Genomic DNA, 23,194 nt, shown 5'->3' with positions numbered 1-23,194 from the left:
TAAGTAACATGAATCGATACTTATCGGATGAAAAAATCGAACAACATCAGATCCCTTTTTGGTCAAAGAATTAGGTATCTCAGGATAGAAGCTGGGATGTCACAAGAGGCTTTTGCCGATAAGTGTGGACTGGATCGTACTTATGTCAGTGGCATTGAACGTGGTGTCAGGAACCCCACCTTGGAAATTATTTATGTGATAGCAAATGGATTACAGATTGAACTCAGTGAATTGTTCGATTTTGGGACAATATATCCTCCTCACTAAATCTCATTATCAAAAGATAATGCGGGTTAAATTTTAGCAACTAATCCTCCCATCTCTTCATTTTCTTTACTTTCAATTGCAAAGTTGCAGCCAATAAAGCTGCGACTTGAAAGAATCATGTTCCCTTATCGTTTGGCTTGAGTACTAGACTGAAAGTTATATTCTATTTTTGAATATGATATTTGTTTTTGTCATATTATGTGCAGTGCTTGCTGAAATTTGGTAAGAAAATGATTTTTGATTAGATATCAGCTGGGAACGAGATGATGTTATTAATCCTTGAACTTGTGATTGGGGCGATTGTTGGCGTGATTATCACTACTACCGGTGTTGGTGGTGGAGTGATAGTTTTACCAATCTTGACCTATTTTTTTGGATTAGATGCATTGTCTTCTGTTGCGACGGCTAATCTTCTTTCAATGTTGATGAAAATATCATCTTCTTATATACATTTTCGCATGGGAAATATTCCCTTACGCCAATCTTTGATTATTCTACTGATCATGATACCCAGTACGGTATTCGCCAGTTATGGCGTCACGATGTTGAGTCATTTAAGCCATAATCGGGTACAATTTGAATGGGGAATTAATTTACTGGTTTTATTGGCTATCTTATTTTCCCTTTATCTTTTTTACCGTCGAATACACCAGCCACAATTACACATGAGCCAAACACAACCACAATTACAATCTAGGTTGATTAAGCCTTTCTTGTTACCCGGTACGGGAGCTGGATTAGTACTTGGGGCAACAGGAGTGGGTGGTGGCATAGTGGTATTGCCACTATTATTACGCTATGGGCAAATGAGTATTAAACAAGCGGTTGGTGTTTCCCTGTTTATCACGATGATGTTATCCGGCTCATCTGCTTTCGCTTATGCCTATGGAGGGCATACAGACTGGAAACTGGCGTTGGTATTGTTTGTTGGTTCTTTGCTGGCTATCCCTTTCGCCAATTATTTGATCAAGCATGTGTCTGATAAAGTACTACAATATGCCACATTATTCCTGATCTTATGTAGTGCTGTGTTGATGGGCATTCGGTTAGTTTAATAGAAATTCTTTTGACTATTGAGGCAGAGAGATAACCTCAATAGTAAAAGAGTAAATTAGTAATATCAGTAAGTTGTTTCACCAATATTTTTTAGAGCATCAATCACCAATTGCCAGAATTTGGCATGATCCAATTTGACAGCAACCTGCGTATGGCAATCTTCAGGTGGCGGAAAACGGAAATCTGCAACAGTCATTCCTGTTGTTAAGCCTCCCATCAGTTCGATATTAACGGGGACTTTTTGGGTCGTCATAACATCCGGATCGATCACATAAGCTACAGCACAGGGATCATGCACAGGAGGATAGCCAAATCCTTGATGCTCAAGATACCTGTCACCATAAAACTTCAGAGCATCCAAAACGAATTGGGCAGGACGTGTCTTAATCTGGGCAATTGCTTCAATAATTTCAGGTGTTGCTTGCGCTTGGTGAGTGAGATCTAAACCGACCATTGTCAACGGCCATTTTTCATTAAAGACAATGTGGGCAGCTTCTGGATCGATCACGATATTGAATTCCGCAACTGCGCTTCTGTTTCCTTTATGATAGCCCCCTCCCATTAATACAACTTCTTTTACCCGCTCAACAATTTTCGGTTCTTTGCGCGCAGCCATAGCGATATTCGTCAAACCTGCAGTTGGCACCAAAGTCACACTTTTGGGCGGATTTTCCATAATCACATCAATAATGAGATCAACTGCATGGCGCGCATCCAGTTTCATACTAGGTTCAGGAAGAATAGGGCCATCCAGACCCGTTTCACCATGAATGTCTGGGGCTGTATTGATCTCCCGAACAAGTGGGCGGTGACAACCTGCTGCGAAAGGAACGTTATGAATATTAGCGATGCGTGCAACACAAAGCGCATTGCGGGTGACTTTATTCAGGGTTTGATTACCAACAACTGTCGTTACAGCCAACAATTCAATATTGGGATCCCCGTGGGCAAGCAGGAGAGCAATGGCATCATCATGCCCAGGATCGCAGTCGAGGATGATTTTCTTGGGTAGCATATTCATTCCTTTCCAGTGATTATGACCTTCATTTCTCAAGTTGCTGTTTTGTCGGTTACAACTCGAAACCTATTAAGTACATATGTAAATATTTACGGTCAGGATAATTTACTAACAGAAAAAATTTCCTCCAACTCTATCACAAAATGAAAACATAAAAATCACAATTTATTAATAAATATTTTAATAATTGTGATTCTATTAACATGAAAACAACAAATGATTTGAGAATTTCAAGCACATATGATTCATATATATACCAGACATAAAATGCATTAATGTCTAATTTTGTTAGTTTGTTAACTTATTAATATTTTGTTCTTTATTGTTTTGTTAATACACATGAATAACTAATGTTCAAAAAATGTGATAAGCACCCCTGATAAAAGGAATAGCAAGGTTACACCATCAGGGGATAAGCAGATGCTCATGGGGTATAACATGAATAATAAGCTTGATTCATTAACATACTATACAGTGACGAAAAAATATGATCTTCGTTTTCCGATGCTGACAGAAGATCTAGATGTTGATGTTGTTATCATTGGCGGAGGTTTTTCCGGTATCAATACCGCATTAGAGCTGGCAGAAAAAGGCATCACCAATATTGCTATTTTGGAAGGCCGAACTTTGGGGTATGGCGGTACAGGCCGTAATGGTGGGCAGGTGATGACGGGGATTGGCCATGATTTGGATAAGATCAAACGCCACGTGGGTAAAAAAGGCCTGGAAGCTATATTTAAAATCAGTAGCTTGGGAGCGGGAATCATTCGTGATCGAGTTGCCAAATATGATATTCAGGCTGACTTTTGCCAAGGTTATGCCTATCTTGGTTGGAATTCGCGTCATGATAAAACCCTGCATAGTTGGTTACAGGAATTTCGTTCGGCTTCCCCTGGTGAAGAAATTGAGCTTTATACGGGTGCAGATGTTAAAAAAGTTATTGGTTCAGACCGTTATACCAGTGCACTAAAACATATGGGTGGGGGACATGTTCATTCACTCAACTTGCTGCTGGGTGAAGCCAAAGCTGTTACTGAATATGGTGTCAAAATCTTCGAAAACAGTCAGGTTGTGAGCGTAGAGTATGGCTCCAGGGTTACCGTACGTACAGTAACAGGATCAGTGCGCGCCAATAAGATGCTGTGGGCATGTAATGGCTTTTTGGATGGACTCGAACCGGCTATTTATAGAAAAACAATTAATACTTATGCTTTTCAATTGATGACGGAAGAACTGTCGGATGATTTGATTGAAAGGATCAGCCCAATTCGAGGAGCCTACAGTGATATTAGCCCAGTCATCGATTACTACCGTGTTACTAAAGAAAATCGCCTGTTATATGGCAGCGCAACACACTTTCTTGAATATATGCCTTCCGATTTAAAAGCATGGAACCGCAATCTCATGCTCAAGACCTTCCCTTATTTGAAAGATGTGGAGATAGAATTGGCATGGGGCGGGCCATTATGTTGCAGCGCTAATTTGTTTCCACAAATGGGTTCTCTGCCTAATCATAAAAATGTGTTCTATGTTCAAGGCTATTCGGGATTTGGGGTAACGCCAAGCCACATCATCTGCAAAATTTTGGCTGAGGGAATGAGTGAAGGTTCGGAGCGTTATTCGCTACTTAGTTCGATTCCACACCTCGATATTATCGGGAAAGATAAACTGAGAAATGTACTGCTCTCTGTCGGTAAGACTTGGCATCAGGCTTCAGGTTACTGGAAAGGGCGTCGTTAGTTTTTCAACGGTCACAGTTAAAGGTAAAAGTTATGATAAAGCCATTATTGTTAGATAAAACTCTTCCTGAATTAATGCCAATTGGCAGTGTCACTAATCTTGGTTCTGTTGTGGTGGAGGGCGATCCGCAGGCAAGTGTCGCCATGATCCACGGGGAACCATCGGATAATCTGACATGTGGTATTTTTGCCTGCACTAAAGGCAAATTTAAAATGATCTATCCCTTTGATGAAATGGCAACAGTGCATGAGGGTTCAGTGAAACTGACAGATGTCAAAACAGGGGTGATGGTCGAATACCATAAAGGCGACTCGTGGTTTGCGGCAAAGGGAAGCGAAGTATTGTGGGAAATCACCAGTGAGCGTTTCGTCAAACATTATATGGCTTGTATAAATGGGCAATTGTCTGATTAGGCAGAGGAAAAGGTGATGAGTGACATTCATTTGCTGGAGTCAGTGACAACTTTTTTGCAGCACTCTCATGGTCATTATATTAATGGAGTCTCTGTTCTTGGTCAGGAAAATGAAACTTTCTCTATCGTTAACCCGGCATCTGGCGAAGTGATAGCTACGGTCAATCAAGGAGGAGAACATGAAGTTAATCAGGCAATGCAGGCGGCATCAGATGCTTTTCACGGCGTGTGGGCGCAGACTTCTCCTATGGAACGGGGGAATTGCCTAAATCGGTTGGCTGATCTATTACAAAAAAATAGTGACGAGTTAGCACAACTGGAAAGTTTATGTTCCGGTAAACCGATTCAATTATCCCGTATGCTGGATGTAGATGCATCAGCCGATTATTTACGCTATTTTGCCGGATGGTCAACCAAAATTACGGGTGAAACACTGAATGTATCACTGCCATCGTTTAAAGGGGAAAAATATTCTGCATTCACGCGCCGTGAGCCTATCGGCGTCGTAGTTGGCATTATTCCGTGGAATTTTTCCATCATGATTGCGATCTGGAAATTGGGGGCAGCACTGGCCTGTGGCTGTACGATTGTGCTTAAACCCAGTGAATATACGCCCTTAACCCTACTTCGTGTGGCTGAACTGGCAAAAGAAGCGGGAATTCCAGATGGTGTGATCAATATCGTCAACGGTACAGGCGCTCGGGTTGGATCTTCTCTGGTTAATCACCCTCAATGTGCCAAAGTCACTTTTACAGGCTCCGTTCCAACAGGAATAAGCGTGGGGAAATTGGCCTTGGAGCAGGGATTGAAGCGCACAACACTGGAGCTTGGCGGTAAAAACGCGGCAGCTTTTCTGTCTGATATGACCGTTGAAAAGATCGTTGATGGCATACTGGAAGCGGGATATGTGTATCAAGGGCAAATTTGTGCAGCCGCGGAGCGCTTTTATATTCCATCCGTTCACATGGATGCTGTTTTGGCATTACTTACTGAACGTTTATCTGCGATGAAAATTGGCTCTCCCCTTGATGAATCAACAGAAATGGGGCCTTTGGCAAACAAAAAACATTACGAAAAAATTTTATCTATGTTTGAAACTGCGCGTCAGGAGGGCAATGAAATTGTCTACGGAGGCTATGCTTTGGAGGGACCGGGATTTTTTGTCGCACCAACAGTGATTAAAGCCAATAGTGTTAAAGATACATTAATGAACGAAGAGACATTCGGGCCGATTGGCACTTTCCTCAGTTATGATGATGAGGAAGAGCTTATTACCATGATGAATGCGACACCATTTGGGTTGTCTGCCAGCCTCTGGACGAATGATATGAGTAAAGCGATGCGTATGACCCCTTGCATTAAAGCGGGTATGCTATGGATTAATATGCATACGTTCCTTGATCCTGCGGTTCCATTTGGTGGTACTAAATCTTCAGGAATGGGGCGTGAGTTTGGCAGCGCATTCATTGAGCATTATACGGAGCTGAAGTCGGTCATGATGCGTTATTGATGGGGGCGTTAATATCACAATGGAATAGGGAATTATATTGATAGAGCGCTACTTGGCTTTTGTCTGCTAAGGCGCTCATTTTTTCTTCTTGCCTTGCAGAAAAAATCGTTGTCATAAGAATGTCACCATAGGTTCAAATAATTGTCATGTGACATATCTATTATCCGGGCATGGGGCAATATACACACTATTCATTAGATAAGAAGACGAAGAAACCCAATTATAGCAGAATCAATATAATTTGATGCAATCAACCTGTTCCATAAACAAATCATCCACTGAGCACCTTCTCGTCTTCTTATCGTTTTTGCGTCTGTCCATTTGTGTTAGATGGGGTTCAAATCGGGGATGTAAGGCGGTGCTATTTCAGTTGGCATCCGCTGTCTGCTATCACTTATATCGTGTCATTTCATCTATGAAAAGGCGCATTGTCCATGACTATCACTACCCTGCAGGGAGAGCTTTGGCAGCAAATTTTGCGTCATCCACGCATAAAAAACGTCGGCATTAATATTCTCGGTAAACAAGCTTAGGGTGACGAAGGTATTTTCGAGAATGACGCTAATGACGTTGATACGGCCTTTTGGGTCATGCTCCCAATAGTTAGATCTCTTATGAAATAGAGTATTCACGCTCAATGAACGTACCGACCACTTTGTCATGCATCTCTTCGGATTTGGAATAACCTATTGTCTTTCTATTCAGCCTCTTTATCCGGATACGAAGCGTAAGATTTGTTCTCTCAATACGTTGGGTAAATTTCTTTCCCGTGAGGTGTTTTTCCTGAGGCAGGCAATCGTAAACGGCATAATCATCTGTACAGTAAAACTGGATAGTAAAAGGAGACAAGAGAGCCAGCCGCTTTTTCAACGTTTTCCTGCTGCGCTCCCCAAACACATGTGCCACTACCCGTTTCCTATTCGGCTCCCAGGCATACCAGAGCCAGCGTTGATTTTTCTTATTACCGACAAATGACCATTGTTCGTCTATTTCACAGACAAGATGAATCTCACTGCCCGCAAGCGGCAGCGTAGTCACCTGTCTTGATGTGAGCTTTTTAATGTGCGAATGACGGTGTTAATGCCGACTTTCAAAACCCGAGCCGTGTCCCTGACACCGGCGTTATTCATGGCCATATCAATAATTTGCTCTTTCATACCGGGATGGCAGGCTTGGATAGGTATAGTGCAGTTGGAAGGTTTTGCGACAGGCATAGCAGTGATAGCGAGGATATCCAGTACGTCCTTTTCCATGCCCTTTAACCTGATCTGTTGTATGACAGTAACGACAAACCACATCCACTTTAGCCATATCTCACCCCGAAGAAAAAGCAGGGATTTTATCACAATATCTAATCATTGGGAGCATGACCCAGCGCGAGGGTGTTTTAACGTTTTTTTTATGGGTGATCCGAAGCCGTTTCAAGGCGTAATGAATAGCCGATTGTGAGACACCTAAACGTTTTGCTCTTTCCCATTGATAGTCATCGGGAAAGTTTTGGACATCTGCCATGAGCACCGCATCAGGGATTTTCGTGGCGGGTTTATTGCGGATTATGCAAGTTTCTATCTGATTGCACCACCGTAACAAGGTGCGCATGGAGATTTCAAAATGGGCACTCGTTTGTTCGAAAGTCAACGAATGCTTGTCTTTGTATGCAAAGACTTTTTTTCGGAAATCTAAGCGATAACCCATTGATTACTAGGCCTTATCATTGGAAGGTAGGCATTATGTCATAATATTTTGATTATGCTATATCTCCAATTCACTCAAGATACCCGAACATGGCCTAATGTGACAAAACCTCTTGTAGTCTGGCAAAAGTTCTATTTATTCAAAAAATTTTATTGAAATAAAATCAATGTATTAAATTAAAATTTTTCTTATTTAAATGCATAATAAAACCAGTTATTTGCTACATTAGAGTAACAATTAATCAATTTTGCACAAACATACAATACACATAAAAAAAAGAGGCTTAGCATTATAAAAAATGAACTACCTCCACTGTAAATATTTGTCAAAAACAGTGATTATTTGAGTTTTTTAAAGGATATCCTATTCGATGAATAAAGAAACGAAAAAACCAAGGATAGCAATAGTCGGTCCTGGTAGTATTGGACTAGACTTAATGTATAAAATAAAAAAAATAACAAATTTGAAATTGCATTCGTTGTTGGAAGGAATAAGAATAGCGAAGGGATAAAAATAGCTCGAAACGAAGGTGTTGAGGTTTCATATGACGGAATTGAATTTATAAAAGAACATATTGATTACTTTGATTTAGTATTTGATGCAACATCAGCTATTTCTCATAGCTATCACAACAAAACATTTTCAGAGCACAATAAATTTGCAATAGATTTAACCCCGGCAAAAATAGGTAAATTATGCGTCCCGGCAATTAATTTAGATGAAACTAAAAATGCACAAAACGTAAATTTAATCACTTGTGGAGGACAGTCCAGTTTACCTATAGCTTGGGCAATATCAAAATTTTCTCAATATATTGATTATATAGAAGTCGTATCTACGATTGCTGCCAAAAGTGCAGGTCTCGCTACAAGACAGAATATTGATGAATATATAACAACAACAGAGTGTGCATTAAAAAAATTCTCAGGTGCTCAAACAGTTAAAGCTATATTGAATATTAACCCGGCAAAACCAGAAATATACATGCAAACGACTTTATACGTAAAAGCAAAGTATGATTGTTTTTCAAAAATAAGTGAAGAGATAAAAAAAATAATAAAGTCTGTCCAATCTTATATACCAGGCTATCAGTTGGAGTACGAACCAATAATTCGTAATGATGAAATTATAATTAATGTTAGTGTCAGAGGTAGTGGTGATTACTTACCGTCTTATGCAGGTAATTTAGACATTATCAATTGTGCAGCTATTTCTGTTGCAGAATATAAGCTCAACCTAAAAAATGAGATCTGCTTATGAAGATATTAATCAGTGACTCCACTTTACGCGATGGCAACCATGCTGTACGTCATCAGTTGACAACCGAGCAGATAAAAGCATATGCAAGGAAAGCTGAAGAATCTCATTTAGATATAGTGGAAGTTGGTCATGGCAATGGTTTAGGGGCCTCATCAAGTTTACTTGGTCATTCCGCAGAATGCGATATTGATATGTTAGCTGCAGCACGTAGTCAGCTAAAAAAAACACTTTTAGGAATTCATTTTATCCCTGGTTTTGGGAAATCATCTGATATAGATGATGCTGTATCGGTTGGAGTAGATGTTCTAAGAATTGCCAGTCATTGTACTGAAGCAAATACCACATTACGATATATAGAACAGGGTAAGAGTAATAACAAACTGGTTTTTGGCGTCTTAATGATGTCCCACATGGCTACCACCGAAATTCTTATCGAACAGGCTTCTTTAATGGAAAAATACGGAGCTGATGGGATTATTTTGATGGACAGTGCTGGGTATTATATTCCTACAATGGTCAGGGAAAGAATTAAGGCATTAGTTAACCATTTAAACGTACAGGTTGGTTTTCATGCTCATAATAATTTAGGCTTGGCTGTAGCAAATTCTTTAGCGGCAGCTGAAGAGGGAGCATCTATTATCGATGCTTGTATTATGGGATTTGGCGCAGGGGCTGGTAATACACAGCTTGAAAATTTAATTGCTGTTTTGGAGCGTTATCACTTTGATATAAACACTTCATTTGAAATAATTACTAAAACATTACCTGATGCAATTAAAATTATATTTCATGAAACTCCTCACATTAAATTTTCTAATATTGCAAGTGGATTATATGGGTTATTCTCAGGTTATGTACCTCATGTTCAACGTGCAGCAAAAGAATTTAACGTAAACGAATTTGATTTATATCGTTCTTTATCAGGGCGAAATTTAATTGCAGGTCAGGAAGATATAATCATAGAAGAGGCAATAAAACTCTCGAATAATAAATCTTAGTATCTATCTGAAAACTGAGTGAGGAGTATAATAATGACTATAGATTTGTTCCAACCAAAGTTAGTTCACTTAATGTTTGAGGAGCAAGCTCTTAAGACGCCACATAGAAATGCAGTCATACAGGGTAGTGAGTCTGTCTCTTATAGAGAATTAAATGAATTATCTAATAAATTGTCTCATCACCTACTAGCCTTAGGTGTTGAAAAAGGTGATAGTATTGGAATTTGTTTTTATCCTTGTATAAATACGTTGGTATGCATCCTTGCTATATTAAAAATCGGTGCGGCATATGTTCCTTTCGACCCCATGAATCCATCTGAAAGATTAATTCTTATTAGCAACCAACTAGATAACTTAAGGTATATTATTACTAATTCCGAAACGCATGATTACTTTAGGTCAGATAAAAAACAAATAATATTGACAGATGATTTGTTTAGCCATATTAAAAGTTGTTCTAATGAAAATCCGGCTATCGATATGGATGAGGATAACATCTGTTATATTGTATTTACTTCAGGAACAACTGGCACACCTAAAGCTGTTGCTGTAAACCATAGTGGTTGGGCGAATCTTTTAAATTGGTTTGAGAAAAAATACAAATTAGATAGCGAATCTGTGAATGTACTAGTCAGTTCATTTGGCTTTGATATTTCTCAACGAAGCATGTTATCTTCACTTTATGTAGGTTCAACTCTTATTATTAGTGAAAGTAAGCACTTTGATCCTATATTAATAGGTGAGTTAATTAATAAGTATCATGCAAAAACATTACATCTTGCACCAAGTTCTCTTTATTCTATTATTGAAGCTTGGGAAGATATTAATAGTTTACCATCCCTACGCCATCTATTTATTGGAGGCGAGGCTCTCTCTGTTCCTCGAATTTCAAATTGGACTGCAAATGAAAACCGACTCCGCAATTTTATTCACCAATATGGTGTTGCAGAATGTACCGATGTAGCAACGTCATATACTATGAATAACTTTAATTCCTATTTGAATAACGGAATACCTTTAGGTGAACCGGTATCTAACTGTAATATATATGTTTTAGACGAAGAACTAAATTCAGTTAATATTGGAGATATTGGCGAGTTAGTGATTACTGGAGATGGTATTGGTGCTGGTTACGTAAATAATAGTGATTTAAACTCAGAGAGATTTATAAAAATTAAAATTAACTCAAAATTAGTCAATGCATATCGCACTGGTGATTTCGCAAGAATAAGGTGCGATGGAGAAATTATTTGCATTGGTAGAAAGGATAATCAGATAAAGATAAGAGGTATCCTTACAAATTTATCAGATATTGAAAGTGTCGTGAAATCATGTAACAGTGAAATTAAAGAAGCCATAGTTGTCCCATATCATGAAAATGAATCGGACATAAGGTTGTGCATTTTTCTTTATACAGATATGAATGAATCTTTAAGGCCAGAAATAAAGAAAATAAAAAATAGCATCATTAATAGATTACCAAAGCACATGCTGCCAAATAAATTTCAATGGCTTGATTCATTTCCTTTGACTACAAATGGGAAAGTGAATAGAAACGCATTATCGAATTTAATAATTTGAACTTAAGACAAACCTAAAAAATGGAAAAATATAATGAATAGTAATAATTTTTCCTCAACAACTGGTCTAGCGAAAAATGCAGAAATTCCAGAAGATATTAAAGAAGATATCGTTAAATTTGAAAAATATGGTTTTATTGGGCCAATAAAACTTTATGAACCGGAAGAGGCTGGAGAAATTCTACGAGCACTCAGATTGGCTAATCATGACCGTTCTCATATTTTGTACGACAACAATATGAATTATGATAGGCATTTTGATATTCCTGAGTTATCAAAACATATCATGCACCCAACAATTGTTAAATACTTAAAGGCTATTCTTGGTCCAGATCTTCTTTGCTGGCGTTCTGAATGGTTTGCAAAGTTCCCAGGTGCAACTGGAACTGAATGGCACCAAGTTCGTGACTATAGCTATACTGATGGTAATCCGTTAATTGTACCTACAGAAACTAGTTGGAACGCATTTATTGATTTAACGGTTTGGACTGCATTTACTCCAGCAAAAATCGAAACTGCTTGCATGCGATTTTTGCCAGGTTCTCATTATAAATATTATTATGATGAGAAAAAGAATGTAAAAACTGGCCGCTCAGGTGACTATAGCCATATGGAAACAGATACGGGTTTCTTTGGTTATGATTTCTCCGAATTTAAGGTTGATCCTTCTTGGGATCCAGAAGGTGCTAACCCCGTCGATATGGAACTTAATGCAGGTGAATGCGTTATTTTTACAGCATCATGTGCTCATGCCTCTCATCCTAATATTACTGACAGGGAAACTCGTTTGGCAATTTCTGGTCGATATGTGCCTACACATGTCAGAGTTTATCCAAATCTAGATTCTTATAATGCTCACGGTGAAACATTTAATCTTGAAAACTATGCAACAGTTTTAGTCAGTGGTGAGGATCGATACGAACACAATAAAATCAGAACTACTAATAATCGTGGTGTTAAATTTTAGTTTAATAAAAGGTTAAATTATGAAAGATAAAATTAAAAAAATATATTCGGAAGAACTCAATTATCCAGAATTATCAGAGCAAGACGATTTTTATGATGTCGGAGGTCATTCTTTAATTATGACTAAGATAAGAAAAAGATTTATATCAGAATTGAATTTAAATGTTCCGATAGATAGTTTATTCAGATATTTGACAGTGGAAAGTTTATATAATCATATAAAATAATGTATGAAAATTGCGGCTTGTCATGCTCAATATACATGCAAGTTGCAATTTTTACTAAATAGCATTTCATAATAGTGAGAGTCTCATTTTTTATGTTTGTTTTAATGTGTCATGTGATTAGTGTTTTAAGAGAATTTTTACATATATGATAAGTGACTAGTTGTGATTAAAAGATTCACAAAAAATACATATGAATTTCAGAGGATTGTTATTATTTTGAAAATATATTTTTGGTAAAATTCTATTTGTAAATTAAATAATTTTTATTGATTTAATCTATTATCTTAGAGAGGTTTTATGGAAATATTTCTTTATACGCTTGGTGTAATGTATAGCCCTGGCCCTGTTAACTTTATGGGTATGAATGCAGGTCTAACAGGTCAATTTAAAAAAACAATTGGTTTTTTTATTGGCGTAGGCTGTGCAATGTTAACGTTATTTATATTGTTGGGGTATGCAGGAGAAGCTATTATCTCTCATAAGTATCTTCCTTATATTTCATTGCTTGGGGCTTTATATACATTTTATCTTTCATTTAAAATGGTGACATCTAATATACAGTTGAATAAAGGAGATGGAAGCATTGGATATGATAAAACTCTGACGTTTTGGAATGGTTTTTTGATTCAAGCGTTAAATCCCAAAGGCGTGCTTGTAGTCTTACCTGTCACTACGATTATGTATCCTGCTGCTCATATTACAGGGCCAATGATATTTTTGGTATCGGTATTGATTTCAATTGGTGGAGCAGGTGCACCTGGACTTTACTCATTCTTTGGAGTAGTTATTGGTAAACAGATAAAAAATGACTCTTGGCTTAATCTTCTAAATAAAGTAATGGGAGCTCTGCTGGCTATTGTTGCCATTTTTATGGCATATGATTTTTTTGTCGGTGTTAACTTAATATAAGGTGTGTGCATCATGTCCTCTATATTTAAAAGTTGCTTGGTTAATTGGGATGACATACCAAGAGAGTATGTTTCAGAATCTATAGGAAGACAAGTTATTCATGGTGACGAATTAACTATTGTTAAACTTTATATGAAATCTGGTGCTTGTGTTCAAACACACTCACATCCAAATGAACAATTTACTTGGATATTAACCGGTTATATTCGGTTTCAGTATGGTGAAGATTTAGAGCATGTTGTTGATTTAAAGTCGGGTGATGTTTTACATTTACCTGCTAATACTCCACATAATGCAACATGTATTGAAGACACGATTGACTTCGATATTTTTACTCCTACACGTGAAGATTGGAAACTTCCGACAGGGAATTGTTATTTTTCATCAACAAAGAATGGTTCAAAATAATGATGCAGAAAAAAAAATGGATTTCACATTTCGATGATGTTAAAAAAATTCGACTTCGAATTATTTGTTTTCCATTTGGAGGTGGAGGTGCTTCATCATATCGTTTGTGGCACGAACTCTTTGATTCCGATGTTGAAATTTGCCCAGTTCACTTACCTGGTCGAGAAAGTCGATATGGTGAAGAACCATGCTTAGATGCAGATATTTTAATCAATAATCTATTACCAGAATTGTTACCATTACTTAATTGCCCTTCTATCTTTTTTGGATATAGCTTAGGTGCAGCATTAGCATATAAAACTATAGTAGAATGTTCAAAAATTGTCAGGGATAATAAAATATTGTCTCTAATATGCTGTGCTAGAACTCCTCCTAGCAAAAAAATTGATAATGAATCTCTTACTCAGTTATCTGAGAAAGAATTCATTGAATATATTATTTCTTTAGGTGGCGTTTCACGTACTACCTTTAATGATCCTGAACTTAGCACAATGGCTTTAAAACTACTGCGTAGCGATTTTATTTTATCTTCAAGCATTATTGAGCCTGAAGATAAAATGGTAAATATCCCTATCTATGCTATTGGTGGGGATGCTGATCCTTCTGTTTCAATTGAGAATTTGCAAGGATGGAAGAGATGTACAAGTGGTGAGTTTAAGTTTTTCACCTTGCCAGGAGGGCATTTCTTCATGAATGAAAACTCTATTAAATTTTATAGATTATTGAATGATATTGTTTCATTTGAAAAGGCAAAGCTAAGTTAGATGTGGAGTTGAATATGATTTTGGTAAATTCTACTTTAACAATGATAACAGGAATTGGTTTTGTTCTTTTAATTCCTGGGCCAACTAATACATTGCTATTGGTTTCAGGGTTGAAAAATGGTGTTTTTAAGGCGTCACCTTTAATTATTGCTGAGGTTTTTGGTTATATTATGGCAATCGGAGTTTGGGGGGGTATCTCTATCTACTATACCTAAAGGTGTGCATTGGGTTCCTGAAATAATTAAGGCTTTATGTTCATTTTATATATTTTACTTGGCAACTAAGGTATGGTCATATGGTCGGACTTCATATTATGAACATAAAATTTCATTCCCACAGATGGTCTTAGCTTCAGCGCTAAATCCAAAAGCTATTTTATTTGTTAGTTTATTTATACCGAAGTATTCATTTAATAGTATAAATGAATTCGCTTTTTTGATTTTTTTATTTATCATGATTGTGATTCCTATCGGTTTCTTATGGATTTCATTAGGTGGAATAATAAGGAAACAATCGTCTCAAAATTTATTATTTATAATATATAAAGTCGCTTCTGTTATTCTTATGGCGTTCAGTTGTATTTTGTTTTTATCTTTATTGGCGTGATAATTCTAAAGCGCCCTGTCAAAAAAGGGCGCAAATTAATTTATTTAAATATACTTTGCTTTATTTACATTTTTCCAATGTGCTGGTGTTATCCCAAATGTTTTTGTGAAATGTCTTGCCATATGACTTTGATCGAAGAAGCCTGCGATCAATGAAGCATCAGTAATGGACTCTCCAACAATTAGACAGGATTTTACTACATCTAACCTTCGCATTGTCATATATCGATGAGGACTGGTTCCAAATAGTAACCTGAAATCTCTCGAAAGACTCCAGCGATCACGATTTGTGTTGCGTTCAAGTTCATCTAATGTTACATTTTTATCTAAATTTGAATGAATATACTCTCTTGCTCTTTCCGCAGCGAAATAATCAAAATTTCTCTTTCTGTTTAAAGGTGCTCCACTTGCTTCAACTAATGAGATAACCAAATCATAAAGAGCATCATCTTCTTCCATAGGGTCTATTCTGCAATCCATATTTTGTAATAATGCGTGTGTAGCCCTAAAAATATTAGGATCTTTGGTTATCCCATTTTTTATAAATGGTAATGGCTTTCCCTTTATTATTTCTTGTATCATTGATGGTTCGATATATATCATTTGATAATGGAAACCAGCACTAGTTCCAGCCTCGCCATCATGAACTTCGTCAGGATGCAATACAATAGTGTTACCAGGAAGGCTGTGTTTCATGCGACCACGATAGTGAAAACTTTGAACTCCAAATAAGGTTTTTCCAATTGCATAGGTGTCGTGTCTGTGAGGGGAATAGGCATGATTTAAAAAATAAGCTTCTATTCTTTCGACTTTCCTAGTCTCGGGTGCCCTGTATACCCAATCTCGTGATGTAGCCAATCCATACATATTAACTCCATATGACAGTTATATTGTAAAATAATTAAAAAAATCACTATTTTTTAATAAATCCCTATTCTAATTACAATACCTTACATGGAGTAATGCTCGGGTCGTTAAGAAGTGAATTGGTTACGGGAACGTCACGCTCAGTGGCACACGTTGTGCAGCATAGGGGTTGTAGATTTTGGCATGAAAAGCAAGTAAAATTATATGGTTATGAAATGAAATATTATATTACCGGCGATTGTGATAAATCGGCAGAATTTATCGCTTATACCATACGCGGTCATTAGGGTGTGTAATGAGATGATCTCTCCCACCCTATAGTAGTAAATTGACAGTGTGTTTTTCTTTTAGAAGAGGCCATCATCATGAACAGTACAGCACTTATCGGTATTGATCTAGGTAAACATATTTTCCACCTGCACTGTTAGGATAAAAATGGAAAAGCGCTTTATCGTAAGAAAATAACCCGAACCAAGCTTCTTGAATTTCTGAACGTGATTCCCTGTGTCACCATCGTCATGGAGGCTTGTGCTGGTGCACATTTCATGGTGCGAAAAATCGCGGCATTAGGCCATGAGACTATATTGATTTCACCGTAGTTTGTCCGGCCGTTTGTCAAAAGCAATAGAAACGATTTCATTGATGCCAAGGCTATTTGTGAAGCTGCCTCTCGGCCTTCCATGCGCTTTGTCCAGCCTCGTACGGAAAACCAGCAAATTATGCGGGCATTACAACATCGTTCGGGAATCTTTATGGGGGATAAAGTGAAAAACACTAACCAGATGCACGTTTTCTTGCTGGAATTTGGCATCAGCATGCCCAAAGGGATCGCGGTGATAAAACGTTTATCTGAGATCATTGCTGAAAATGAATTACCCCCTAACCGATGTCATTAATATTTCAGATCGTAACATGATTTGGTGTTTCGAAAAACGGATGGTTCAGGAAGGTGCCAGGGCATTGTTTGAAGAGGCGAAACATCAGCTTTCTACACAAGGATTTATTCCTGGAGTTGGTCAACTCATTGATGCTACGTTGATTTCAGTTCCTAAGCAGCACAATAAGAAGGAAGAAAATGAACAAATCCGTCAGGGTAAAATCTCTGATAACTGGATAGTAAAGAAACGATGCCAGAAAGACACCGAGGCAACCTGGACGAAAAAGAACGGTAAAAGTTATTTTGGCTGTAAACCGACCATTAATGTCGATACAAAATATAAAGTGATCCGCCACATCGCGACAGGAAACGCACATAAAGGAATCAGTGCCCTTTTCTTCAGGGTGAGCATGCGGGTATAGCTGACTAATCCGGGAAAATCTGCGGTAAGATATTGTTTACATGTTTATTATAAAACGTTTTAAAATCACGATAATGGCTCATATGGAATAAAATGAGGATCATCATGACTTCGCTGAGCGAAAGGGAAGCTTCGCGGTGCCGTTTACGTAATCTGTTTTCAATGAGCTGTTGATGCCAGAGAGGAATAAATTTTTGGCAAAAGTCATCGACGCAGCAGTAAAGTTCTTCTAAATTAGACATGCCTGAGGATCTCCACGATTTTGTTTTCTTTAGCAAAAACTTTGATCGTGCCTCAGGCACTTTAGTTCCCTTCTTAAGCGAAGCTCAGATACCGTCTCCGTCATTAAGCTGCAAGTGGTATTTCTGCGTTAAATAATGTGCCTGATTTCATCACGCCATAGGCCAATCGTAAGAGTTTACGCATCACTGCACAAACACCGACTTTCCCCCCTTTATGGCGTGCTGTCAGCTGTTCCCACTGCTTTTTCACTACTTTATTGCAACTGATCGCTGCCAGTGCAGGCATATAAAGTGCTTTTCGCAGCTCGGCACTTCCCTGCTTCGAGAGATGAGCCCGCCCTTTTAGTTGTCCTGATTCATGTAATTTAGGATTAAGCCCAGCGTAAGCCACCACTTGCCCACTATGATGAAACCGTGAACCATCACCAATATAAGCCAGCAGTGTTGCGCTCAACCGTTCGCCAATACCGGGAATACTTTCCAGTAATCCCTTATTTTTCTTCAGCGAAGGCGAGTCATCAATGTGCTTTTTTATTTTCAATTCGGTGTCTTTGAGCTCTTGCTTTAGCAGGGTGATTATCTTTGCATGAGAATCACAAACAACTTCATCCGCCACGGAGAGGCGATTCTTTTCCGTCAAAAGCATTTCATTCAGCTTATTGCGATGGCGGACTAAAGCCAGTAATTGGCGTTCACAAAGCGGCGCGGGCTGCCATGCCGGTGGATGCTGACTGGCGCAATAACGTGCTATTAGTTTGGCGTCAATTTTATCGGTTTTATTGCGGAGTAATTCCGCTTTACCAAAGGCATGGATTTGTACCGGATTGACAACACTGATAAGAAGCCCCTTATCCGAAAGATAAAGTGCGAGCGGATCCCCATAAATCCCGGTTGCTTCCATGCAAAAATGGTAATTTGAGGCGGGTTTAAGCCAATTAATGAAGGCATCGAATCCCTTAAGGTCATTTGGAAAATGCTTCATTTTGTAATGCTTTTTGCTTGCCCAAACGGCGACATCAAATTTGTGTTTGGCGATATCAATACCGACTACGATGTTATCAGACATAAGGTTATCCTCTTTGTCAGAGACACAGGAGATATCGCCATGATTAGACTTATAAAATAGATGCTCGAGGCACAAGATACCGTTCAATCTTAAAGGCGATAAAGAAGAGGCTGTTGTGGTTTACTCTGAGTTACGAACTCCATTGAATGACCCATTTCAGGTTCAGGTTAATAATAACAAACTCACAACAGCATCCCTGATGATCAGTCAGGGGATTATCGCTCTGTAAAAGTGATAATCAAGATATAAGATAATTAAGGAATAAGCAGGCTGGAACCATGAGTAACGCGGCTTTCTAGCATGCAGTGTGCCTTGATTGCCTCACTGAGTGGGAATTTCTGTCTTTCAGACACGTCAACATTAATTTTTCCGCTGGCAATCAGATCAAATAACGTTTTACTCGCTTCATCTAGCTCTTCACGGGTAGTGACGTAGCCGTTTAACGCTGGGCGGGTTACAAACAGCGAGCCTTGCTGGTTAAGTATTCCCAAATCAACACCAGTCACTGGGCCGGAAGTATTGCCAAAACTGACCATCAAGCCTTGTCGTTTCAGGCAATCCAATGAATCCAGCCATGTAGTCTTGCCAACAGAATCATAAACGACGCTGACTTTTTCCCCTGCCGTGATTTCCGACACACGTTCAACAATATTTTCGCGTTTATAATTGATGGTCTGCCATGCTCCCGCGGCTTTGGCGAGAGCTGCTTTCTCATCCGAACTAACTGTACCAATCAATTTAGCACCCAATACTTTTGCCCACTGGCAGGCAATCAGCCCCACTCCTCCCGCTGCGGCATGGAACAGAAACGTTTCCCCTGCCTGAATTTTATGGGTTTGTCTGAAAAGATAATAAACAGTCAGTCCCTTCAAAAATGATGCAGCAGCTTGCTCAAACGAGATGGCATCCGGCAGCCGTGCTAATTTGCTTTCTGCCACATTATGAACTTCACTGTAAGCACCAAGCCCTGATTGTGCATAAACCACCCGATCGCCAACTTTAAAAGAGGTTACCTCGGTCCCAATCTTGGTGACAATCCCTGCAGCTTCGGTTCCGATACCGCTGGGCAGATTAGCTGTTGGGTATAACCCGCTGCGCATATAGGTATCAATATAGTTAATACCAATGGCTTTATTCTCAACCTGCACTTCGTCAGCAGCTGGGTTAGAAGGGGTAAATTCGCAATATTGGAGTACTTCAGGGCCTCCGTTAGCGGAGAACACGATATGTTTTGCCATGAATAAGTCTCTCATTATGTTATACTTATTGTTTTTCAGGTTACGGTACGTTGTTGGTGGCTGCGCTAGCTCGGTTCAGGGACTTACTCCCTTGCTACTTAAGTATTTCTTCCTAATAGTAGCTCACCAAAGATAAAAATAGAAAAAAGGGAACTCAGTCCAAAATTAGCATTTTAATCAATTGTTAAGCATATTAATTCGCCCCCGCGACTTTATTGGCATCACTTTCAAGAGTCACCACGCCAGGCGCCCATGCTGACGTATCGCCTTTTTAAAGAAACGCAGTGCGGCTTTCTTACCCGTGAGCCATCCGCAAAAAATCAACGGTATTACCACCCAAATCCACTGTCCAGTAAAGGTAGCTCCACTGTTCTTTGATTTTGATATCCATTTGATCCATTCGCCACCGATACCCAACCTCAGGCTTGCTCCGCTGATAGCGTTTAACAATCAACGGAACCAAACGGTGAACTTAACGAGAGAACGTGGAATGATAAATGGCAATCTCCCACTTAGACATCGTTGCTTCCAGATTACGCCTCAAGATGTAGGTCAGATCACCTCGAACGCACTGGATCCTGATATCAACAGGCTAATGCAGGAACTTAAACGCATTTTGAGTCAGAGCCATCTCCAGTTTCCCTAATAAAAAAATACCATATTATCCAGACAGAGATTAATGCGCCAGAACCATAATAGTTACTTATGAAGAGATAGTCCTTTTATTGCTTTATCTACAGCTTTTTTTGAACCATACACAGCAAGGCCAACTAAATTCATATTATCAGCATCTTCTGCTAAAAAAACCTCACGGTTCGCTTCATCATGACCTGTTGAAAACATTGTGTAGACGTAAGGAACTAGAAGTAGATCCCTCTCCAAGCCTTTCCTATGAACACTTTGAAGTGCCTTAAGATCAGCACCAAAAATAAGCATAGGTTGTCCAGACATACTCCCATACTTATGACCAGAAGAGTCGATATATGGGGTACCTATAATCTCAGATGCCGATGAGGCAACACCCGTTGCGAGGAATGCAACTACATTCAGTTTTTGCCACGTTTGTAAGTCATCCCGCACTATAAAGGCAATTTTCGTATCAAACATCTTAAACATCTCTCTACGTGTTGTTATGTGACAGTATATTTAATTAACGATAGAATATTTGTCTTGTACGTTTGTGCATCGGTGCAGGTCATAGTGAAATAGACATCTCCCCAAATCGGCTTTAGTGAGTCATGTTGAAGGTTCTGTCGCATTAAGCGGTAAATGGATAATATGCCGATTTTTTATTAAGTACTACAGCCGTAATTTCCCTGTAATCATAGGATTATCTCAGCGACGATAATGACATTGTTATGCACAATACTGATGTCATCGTCGCCAATAGAACTAAGGCAAACGGGTCTAAATTATAATGACGTAAAACCCATTGTAAGAACTTTCAGCATATAGCCATTATCCTAGCCTGCTTTCTGATGCTTGGTTTTCATACCCACCTTAACGGTTTTCTCATTTTTCAGCAGGTTAAGAACTATTTTATTCATTAAGGCTATAGTTTTCAGCTACATGACTATTTCTCAGACACTGGCTGTTTTCACCAAAACTCACGTCTAATTGCCAATGCAGTTTCGTTTCAATATGTCAATAACAGCGTATCGCACATGCGATTACCAAAGACATCGATTCCCAACGCCCCATTATAGGTTTTTACTCCTGTTGCCCAGGCCATGGCAGAAGCCGCTGAATCTGTAACATATAACAAAATCATATTAATATGGCACAATGTCTACATTCAGATGGCAAGGCATAAAATGAGATGGGCTACATTGTATGACACGTAATAAATCCCCACTCAAATCCGTGATGAGCACCACATCACGGATGTGCAAAATTTCCCTAATGACTATTAATGGGAAAGAGCCAAACGCCTAGGTGTCTCGCAGTCTGCTGTTCATTACGCGTTGAAACGGTTTAATATCACCTGTAAAAAAACGCGAAAACATTCCAAAGCTAATCCTCAGGCTCGCCAAGCATTTGTCGATTGTCGAGTGCATCAGCGACTATGAACGGGCGGGAAAACCAATTGTTTATCTGGATGAAAGCGGTTTTGCCCAGTTAATGCCCCGTCTACACGGTTATTCAGAGAAAGTGGGGTTATGTTTCGGGACACACGATTGGATTGGCACGCTAAAGGCCGTATTAATGTCACTTGTGCGATCATCGAAAAGACCTTCGTTACCATACGTGATGCAATGGCGTTAAAATAATCATATCTTGCTTATAATCCCTGTCATTTACTTTCAACTTGTGATTAATTCGCTACCATATAGGGTATTGAGAATCATTATTGTTATAGTGGGTGGCTACTATGTTTAGCTCAAAGTGGAATTTAAAGCTGTTTTTTTGCCAAAGCATGATGGGATAAGGTATGACGGGATTCTGGGGATTACTGTTATCCAGCTTGATTGTATCGGTAGTGGTTGTGTCAGTACTGGAAATAGTCGGTGCAGGAATAGAACAATTTAAATTTATCATTCAAGGTGCCTTACTGCTGACACTTGTTCTGTTACTGCATCGTAATGCCCGTCATTTTCTATTGATACCTGCTGGCATTGCGGTGATATGCAGCTTGTTTGCCTGCTTGCGTTATCTGGAACATTAAGGAAGATTGGGGAGAGAAGAAAAATGTAACAGTGGTGCGAAGGGGGGGACTTGAACCCCCACGTCCGTAAGGACACTAACACCTGAAGCTAGCGCGTCTACCAATTCCGCCACCCTCGCAGGTACTGCCATTTATCTAGTTTGTTCAACCGATAGCCATCTGATTTGGTGCGAAGGGGGGGACTTGAACCCCCACGTCCGTAAGAACACTAACACCTGAAGCTAGCGCGTCTACCAATTCCGCCACCCTCGCGTTAATCAGATACTATTGCTTAAACGAATAGCATGGAGGCGCATTCTAGAGATTTTATGGCTGGCGTCAATCATTATTTAGGGAGAAAATGTGTGATTGGTGTAAAAACCAACATGTCGATATGTTTGGTAAGGGCAGAAATGACATGCCG

The 23,194-nt window shown here is 38.9% G+C and carries 24 protein-coding genes, 2 tRNA genes and 5 pseudogenes; 18 read left to right on the top strand and 13 right to left on the bottom strand.

The window, feature by feature from the left end:
• Positions 1-27 precede the first annotated feature (27 nt).
• Positions 28-267 carry a helix-turn-helix domain-containing protein gene (locus AAC853_RS10055; protein WP_338883405.1) on the top strand — a complete coding sequence of 80 codons (240 nt, stop codon included), beginning with the start codon at positions 28-30 and terminating at the stop codon, positions 265-267.
• 266 nt (positions 268-533) lie between these two features.
• Positions 534-1,322 (top strand): sulfite exporter TauE/SafE family protein, encoded by a 789-nt coding sequence (locus AAC853_RS10050; RefSeq protein ID WP_340614489.1) that lies wholly within the window; start codon positions 534-536, stop codon positions 1,320-1,322.
• Positions 1,323-1,387: 65 nt separating this feature from the next.
• Here AAC853_RS10050 and uriH read toward each other — a convergent pair whose 3' ends face one another.
• Positions 1,388-2,338, bottom strand: coding sequence for a uridine-preferring nucleoside hydrolase UriH (gene uriH, locus AAC853_RS10045; protein WP_338883404.1), 951 nt, complete (start codon positions 2,336-2,338; stop codon positions 1,388-1,390).
• A 441-nt stretch (positions 2,339-2,779) separates the two neighbouring features.
• Here uriH and AAC853_RS10040 point away from each other — a divergent pair, with 441 nt between their 5' ends.
• The 3 genes from AAC853_RS10040 to AAC853_RS10030 are packed head-to-tail and all read left to right on the top strand — an operon-like array spanning position 2,780 to position 6,003.
• On the top strand, positions 2,780-4,081 hold the full coding sequence (locus AAC853_RS10040; protein WP_338883402.1) for an NAD(P)/FAD-dependent oxidoreductase: 1,302 nt from the start codon (positions 2,780-2,782) through the stop codon (positions 4,079-4,081).
• Positions 4,082-4,113: 32 nt separating this feature from the next.
• On the top strand, positions 4,114-4,494 hold the full coding sequence (locus tag AAC853_RS10035) for a cupin domain-containing protein (protein ID WP_340614487.1): 381 nt from the start codon (positions 4,114-4,116) through the stop codon (positions 4,492-4,494).
• A 15-nt stretch (positions 4,495-4,509) separates the two neighbouring features.
• Positions 4,510-6,003, top strand: coding sequence for an aldehyde dehydrogenase family protein (locus AAC853_RS10030; protein ID WP_340614486.1), 1,494 nt, complete (start codon positions 4,510-4,512; stop codon positions 6,001-6,003).
• 612 nt (positions 6,004-6,615) lie between these two features.
• On the opposite strand, the pseudogene AAC853_RS10025 reads toward AAC853_RS10030, so the two are convergent.
• Together AAC853_RS10025 and AAC853_RS10020 are read right to left on the bottom strand one after the other, a co-directional pair.
• Positions 6,616-7,314: pseudogene (locus AAC853_RS10025) on the bottom strand (IS1 family transposase).
• 3 nt (positions 7,315-7,317) lie between these two features.
• Positions 7,318-7,698, bottom strand: coding sequence for an IS630 transposase-related protein (locus AAC853_RS10020; protein ID WP_340614485.1), 381 nt, complete (start codon positions 7,696-7,698; stop codon positions 7,318-7,320).
• A 468-nt stretch (positions 7,699-8,166) separates the two neighbouring features.
• Between AAC853_RS10020 and AAC853_RS10015 the strand changes: the two genes are divergently transcribed.
• The 9 genes from AAC853_RS10015 (at position 8,167) to AAC853_RS09975 (ending at position 15,025) form a co-directional block, all read left to right on the top strand.
• Positions 8,167-8,958 carry an acetaldehyde dehydrogenase (acetylating) gene (locus AAC853_RS10015; protein ID WP_340614508.1) on the top strand — a complete coding sequence of 264 codons (792 nt, stop codon included), beginning with the start codon at positions 8,167-8,169 and terminating at the stop codon, positions 8,956-8,958.
• A complete protein-coding gene (gene dmpG / locus AAC853_RS10010; RefSeq protein WP_340614484.1) occupies positions 8,955-9,956 on the top strand; it encodes a 4-hydroxy-2-oxovalerate aldolase in 1,002 nt (333 codons plus the stop codon). Before AAC853_RS10015 ends, dmpG begins: the two co-directional genes overlap by 4 nt.
• 33 nt (positions 9,957-9,989) lie before the next feature.
• Entirely contained in the window at positions 9,990-11,537 is a 1,548-nt protein-coding gene (locus AAC853_RS10005; RefSeq protein WP_340614483.1) for an amino acid adenylation domain-containing protein, read from the top strand.
• A 33-nt stretch (positions 11,538-11,570) separates the two neighbouring features.
• Complete coding sequence (locus tag AAC853_RS10000; protein WP_340614482.1) at positions 11,571-12,503, top strand: chlorinating enzyme; 933 nt, start codon at positions 11,571-11,573, stop codon at positions 12,501-12,503.
• A gap of 19 nt (positions 12,504-12,522) precedes the next feature.
• Positions 12,523-12,729 carry a phosphopantetheine-binding protein gene (locus AAC853_RS09995; protein ID WP_340614481.1) on the top strand — a complete coding sequence of 69 codons (207 nt, stop codon included), beginning with the start codon at positions 12,523-12,525 and terminating at the stop codon, positions 12,727-12,729.
• Positions 12,730-13,026: 297 nt separating this feature from the next.
• A complete protein-coding gene (locus tag AAC853_RS09990; RefSeq protein ID WP_340614479.1) occupies positions 13,027-13,638 on the top strand; it encodes a LysE family translocator in 612 nt (203 codons plus the stop codon).
• A 12-nt stretch (positions 13,639-13,650) separates the two neighbouring features.
• Positions 13,651-14,046 (top strand): cupin domain-containing protein, encoded by a 396-nt coding sequence (locus AAC853_RS09985; protein ID WP_340614478.1) that lies wholly within the window; start codon positions 13,651-13,653, stop codon positions 14,044-14,046.
• Positions 14,046-14,810, top strand: a complete 765-nt coding sequence (locus AAC853_RS09980; protein ID WP_340614477.1) for a thioesterase II family protein — start codon at positions 14,046-14,048, stop codon at positions 14,808-14,810. The genes AAC853_RS09985 and AAC853_RS09980 overlap by 1 nt, the downstream gene beginning before the upstream one ends.
• A 14-nt stretch (positions 14,811-14,824) precedes the next feature.
• Complete coding sequence (locus tag AAC853_RS09975; protein ID WP_340614476.1) at positions 14,825-15,025, top strand: hypothetical protein; 201 nt, start codon at positions 14,825-14,827, stop codon at positions 15,023-15,025.
• A gap of 96 nt (positions 15,026-15,121) precedes the next feature.
• Here AAC853_RS09975 and AAC853_RS09970 read toward each other — a convergent pair whose 3' ends face one another.
• Positions 15,122-15,265 carry a hypothetical protein gene (locus AAC853_RS09970; protein WP_340614475.1) on the bottom strand — a complete coding sequence of 48 codons (144 nt, stop codon included), beginning with the start codon at positions 15,263-15,265 and terminating at the stop codon, positions 15,122-15,124.
• A gap of 195 nt (positions 15,266-15,460) precedes the next feature.
• On the bottom strand, positions 15,461-16,282 hold the full coding sequence (locus AAC853_RS09965) for an AraC family transcriptional regulator (RefSeq protein ID WP_340614474.1): 822 nt from the start codon (positions 16,280-16,282) through the stop codon (positions 15,461-15,463).
• A gap of 365 nt (positions 16,283-16,647) precedes the next feature.
• Here AAC853_RS09965 and AAC853_RS09960 point away from each other — a divergent pair.
• A pseudogene (locus AAC853_RS09960) lies at positions 16,648-17,163 on the top strand (IS110 family transposase); the annotation flags it as partial.
• Positions 17,150-17,581, top strand: a complete 432-nt coding sequence (locus AAC853_RS09955; protein WP_340614473.1) for a hypothetical protein — start codon at positions 17,150-17,152, stop codon at positions 17,579-17,581. The pseudogene AAC853_RS09960 and the gene AAC853_RS09955, both read left to right, overlap by 14 nt.
• On the opposite strand, the pseudogene AAC853_RS09950 reads toward AAC853_RS09955, so the two are convergent.
• From AAC853_RS09950 to AAC853_RS09925, 6 genes and pseudogenes are all read right to left on the bottom strand, one after another.
• A pseudogene (locus AAC853_RS09950) lies at positions 17,527-17,822 on the bottom strand (IS982 family transposase); the annotation flags it as partial. The gene AAC853_RS09955 and the pseudogene AAC853_RS09950 sit on opposite strands and share 55 nt — an antisense overlap.
• A 103-nt stretch (positions 17,823-17,925) precedes the next feature.
• Entirely contained in the window at positions 17,926-18,888 is a 963-nt protein-coding gene (locus AAC853_RS09945) for an IS110 family RNA-guided transposase (RefSeq protein ID WP_340614230.1), read from the bottom strand.
• Between the two features lie 254 nt (positions 18,889-19,142).
• Positions 19,143-20,126 carry a quinone oxidoreductase gene (locus tag AAC853_RS09940; protein WP_340614471.1) on the bottom strand — a complete coding sequence of 328 codons (984 nt, stop codon included), beginning with the start codon at positions 20,124-20,126 and terminating at the stop codon, positions 19,143-19,145.
• A 295-nt stretch (positions 20,127-20,421) separates the two neighbouring features.
• Positions 20,422-20,517, bottom strand: a complete 96-nt coding sequence (locus AAC853_RS17845; protein ID WP_422824204.1) for a hypothetical protein — start codon at positions 20,515-20,517, stop codon at positions 20,422-20,424.
• Between the two features lie 308 nt (positions 20,518-20,825).
• Positions 20,826-21,233 carry a DUF2000 family protein gene (locus AAC853_RS09930; protein WP_340614469.1) on the bottom strand — a complete coding sequence of 136 codons (408 nt, stop codon included), beginning with the start codon at positions 21,231-21,233 and terminating at the stop codon, positions 20,826-20,828.
• A gap of 565 nt (positions 21,234-21,798) precedes the next feature.
• Positions 21,799-21,885: pseudogene (locus tag AAC853_RS09925) on the bottom strand (alkaline phosphatase); the annotation flags it as partial.
• A gap of 71 nt (positions 21,886-21,956) precedes the next feature.
• Between AAC853_RS09925 and AAC853_RS17840 the strand changes: the two are divergent.
• Positions 21,957-22,195: pseudogene (locus tag AAC853_RS17840) on the top strand (IS630 transposase-related protein); the annotation flags it as partial.
• A 362-nt stretch (positions 22,196-22,557) separates the two neighbouring features.
• The gene (locus tag AAC853_RS09920) at positions 22,558-22,791 is read left to right on the top strand and encodes a DUF1435 family protein (protein WP_340614468.1); all 234 of its coding nucleotides are present in this window, start codon (positions 22,558-22,560) and stop codon (positions 22,789-22,791) included.
• A 32-nt stretch (positions 22,792-22,823) separates the two neighbouring features.
• On the opposite strand, the gene AAC853_RS09915 is transcribed toward AAC853_RS09920, so the two are convergent.
• Positions 22,824-22,910, bottom strand: a tRNA-Leu gene (locus AAC853_RS09915).
• 46 nt (positions 22,911-22,956) lie between these two features.
• Positions 22,957-23,043: transfer RNA gene (locus tag AAC853_RS09910), tRNA-Leu, on the bottom strand.
• Positions 23,044-23,194: the final 151 nt, after the last annotated feature.

Origin of the sequence: Xenorhabdus thailandensis (assembly GCF_037996785.1) — a bacterium.
In the GTDB taxonomy this organism is placed as follows: domain Bacteria; phylum Pseudomonadota; class Gammaproteobacteria; order Enterobacterales; family Enterobacteriaceae; genus Xenorhabdus; species Xenorhabdus griffiniae.
Note: the sequence above shows the minus strand (reverse complement) of the source record. Positions and strands in the feature narration are given on the sequence as shown.

Bases quoted from the DNA above. Each gene is read 5' to 3' on its own strand.
- AAC853_RS10040 (WP_338883402.1), top strand. From the start codon at position 2,780: ATGAATAATAAGCTTGATTCATTAACATACTATACAGTGACGAAAAAA.
- AAC853_RS10030 (WP_340614486.1), top strand. From the start codon at position 4,510: ATGAGTGACATTCATTTGCTGGAGTCAGTGACAACTTTTTTGCAGCAC.
- AAC853_RS09955 (WP_340614473.1), top strand. From the start codon at position 17,150: ATGAATTACCCCCTAACCGATGTCATTAATATTTCAGATCGTAACATG.
- AAC853_RS09990 (WP_340614479.1), top strand. From the start codon at position 13,027: ATGGAAATATTTCTTTATACGCTTGGTGTAATGTATAGCCCTGGCCCT.
- AAC853_RS09920 (WP_340614468.1), top strand. From the start codon at position 22,558: ATGACGGGATTCTGGGGATTACTGTTATCCAGCTTGATTGTATCGGTA.
- AAC853_RS09965 (WP_340614474.1), bottom strand. From the start codon at position 16,282: ATGTATGGATTGGCTACATCACGAGATTGGGTATACAGGGCACCCGAG.
- AAC853_RS10020 (WP_340614485.1), bottom strand. From the start codon at position 7,698: ATGGGTTATCGCTTAGATTTCCGAAAAAAAGTCTTTGCATACAAAGAC.
- AAC853_RS10055 (WP_338883405.1), top strand. From the start codon at position 28: ATGAAAAAATCGAACAACATCAGATCCCTTTTTGGTCAAAGAATTAGG.
- AAC853_RS10005 (WP_340614483.1), top strand. From the start codon at position 9,990: ATGACTATAGATTTGTTCCAACCAAAGTTAGTTCACTTAATGTTTGAG.
- AAC853_RS10035 (WP_340614487.1), top strand. From the start codon at position 4,114: ATGATAAAGCCATTATTGTTAGATAAAACTCTTCCTGAATTAATGCCA.
- AAC853_RS10050 (WP_340614489.1), top strand. From the start codon at position 534: ATGTTATTAATCCTTGAACTTGTGATTGGGGCGATTGTTGGCGTGATT.
- AAC853_RS10000 (WP_340614482.1), top strand. From the start codon at position 11,571: ATGAATAGTAATAATTTTTCCTCAACAACTGGTCTAGCGAAAAATGCA.
- dmpG (WP_340614484.1), top strand. From the start codon at position 8,955: ATGAAGATATTAATCAGTGACTCCACTTTACGCGATGGCAACCATGCT.
- AAC853_RS09970 (WP_340614475.1), bottom strand. From the start codon at position 15,265: ATGATAAATAAAAAAATCAAAAAAGCGAATTCATTTATACTATTAAAT.
- AAC853_RS09980 (WP_340614477.1), top strand. From the start codon at position 14,046: ATGATGCAGAAAAAAAAATGGATTTCACATTTCGATGATGTTAAAAAA.
- AAC853_RS09940 (WP_340614471.1), bottom strand. From the start codon at position 20,126: ATGGCAAAACATATCGTGTTCTCCGCTAACGGAGGCCCTGAAGTACTC.
- uriH (WP_338883404.1), bottom strand. From the start codon at position 2,338: ATGCTACCCAAGAAAATCATCCTCGACTGCGATCCTGGGCATGATGAT.
- AAC853_RS09985 (WP_340614478.1), top strand. From the start codon at position 13,651: ATGTCCTCTATATTTAAAAGTTGCTTGGTTAATTGGGATGACATACCA.
- AAC853_RS09975 (WP_340614476.1), top strand. From the start codon at position 14,825: ATGATTTTGGTAAATTCTACTTTAACAATGATAACAGGAATTGGTTTT.
- AAC853_RS09945 (WP_340614230.1), bottom strand. From the start codon at position 18,888: ATGTCTGATAACATCGTAGTCGGTATTGATATCGCCAAACACAAATTT.
- AAC853_RS09995 (WP_340614481.1), top strand. From the start codon at position 12,523: ATGAAAGATAAAATTAAAAAAATATATTCGGAAGAACTCAATTATCCA.
- AAC853_RS09930 (WP_340614469.1), bottom strand. From the start codon at position 21,233: ATGTTTGATACGAAAATTGCCTTTATAGTGCGGGATGACTTACAAACG.
- AAC853_RS17845 (WP_422824204.1), bottom strand. From the start codon at position 20,517: ATGGATATCAAAATCAAAGAACAGTGGAGCTACCTTTACTGGACAGTG.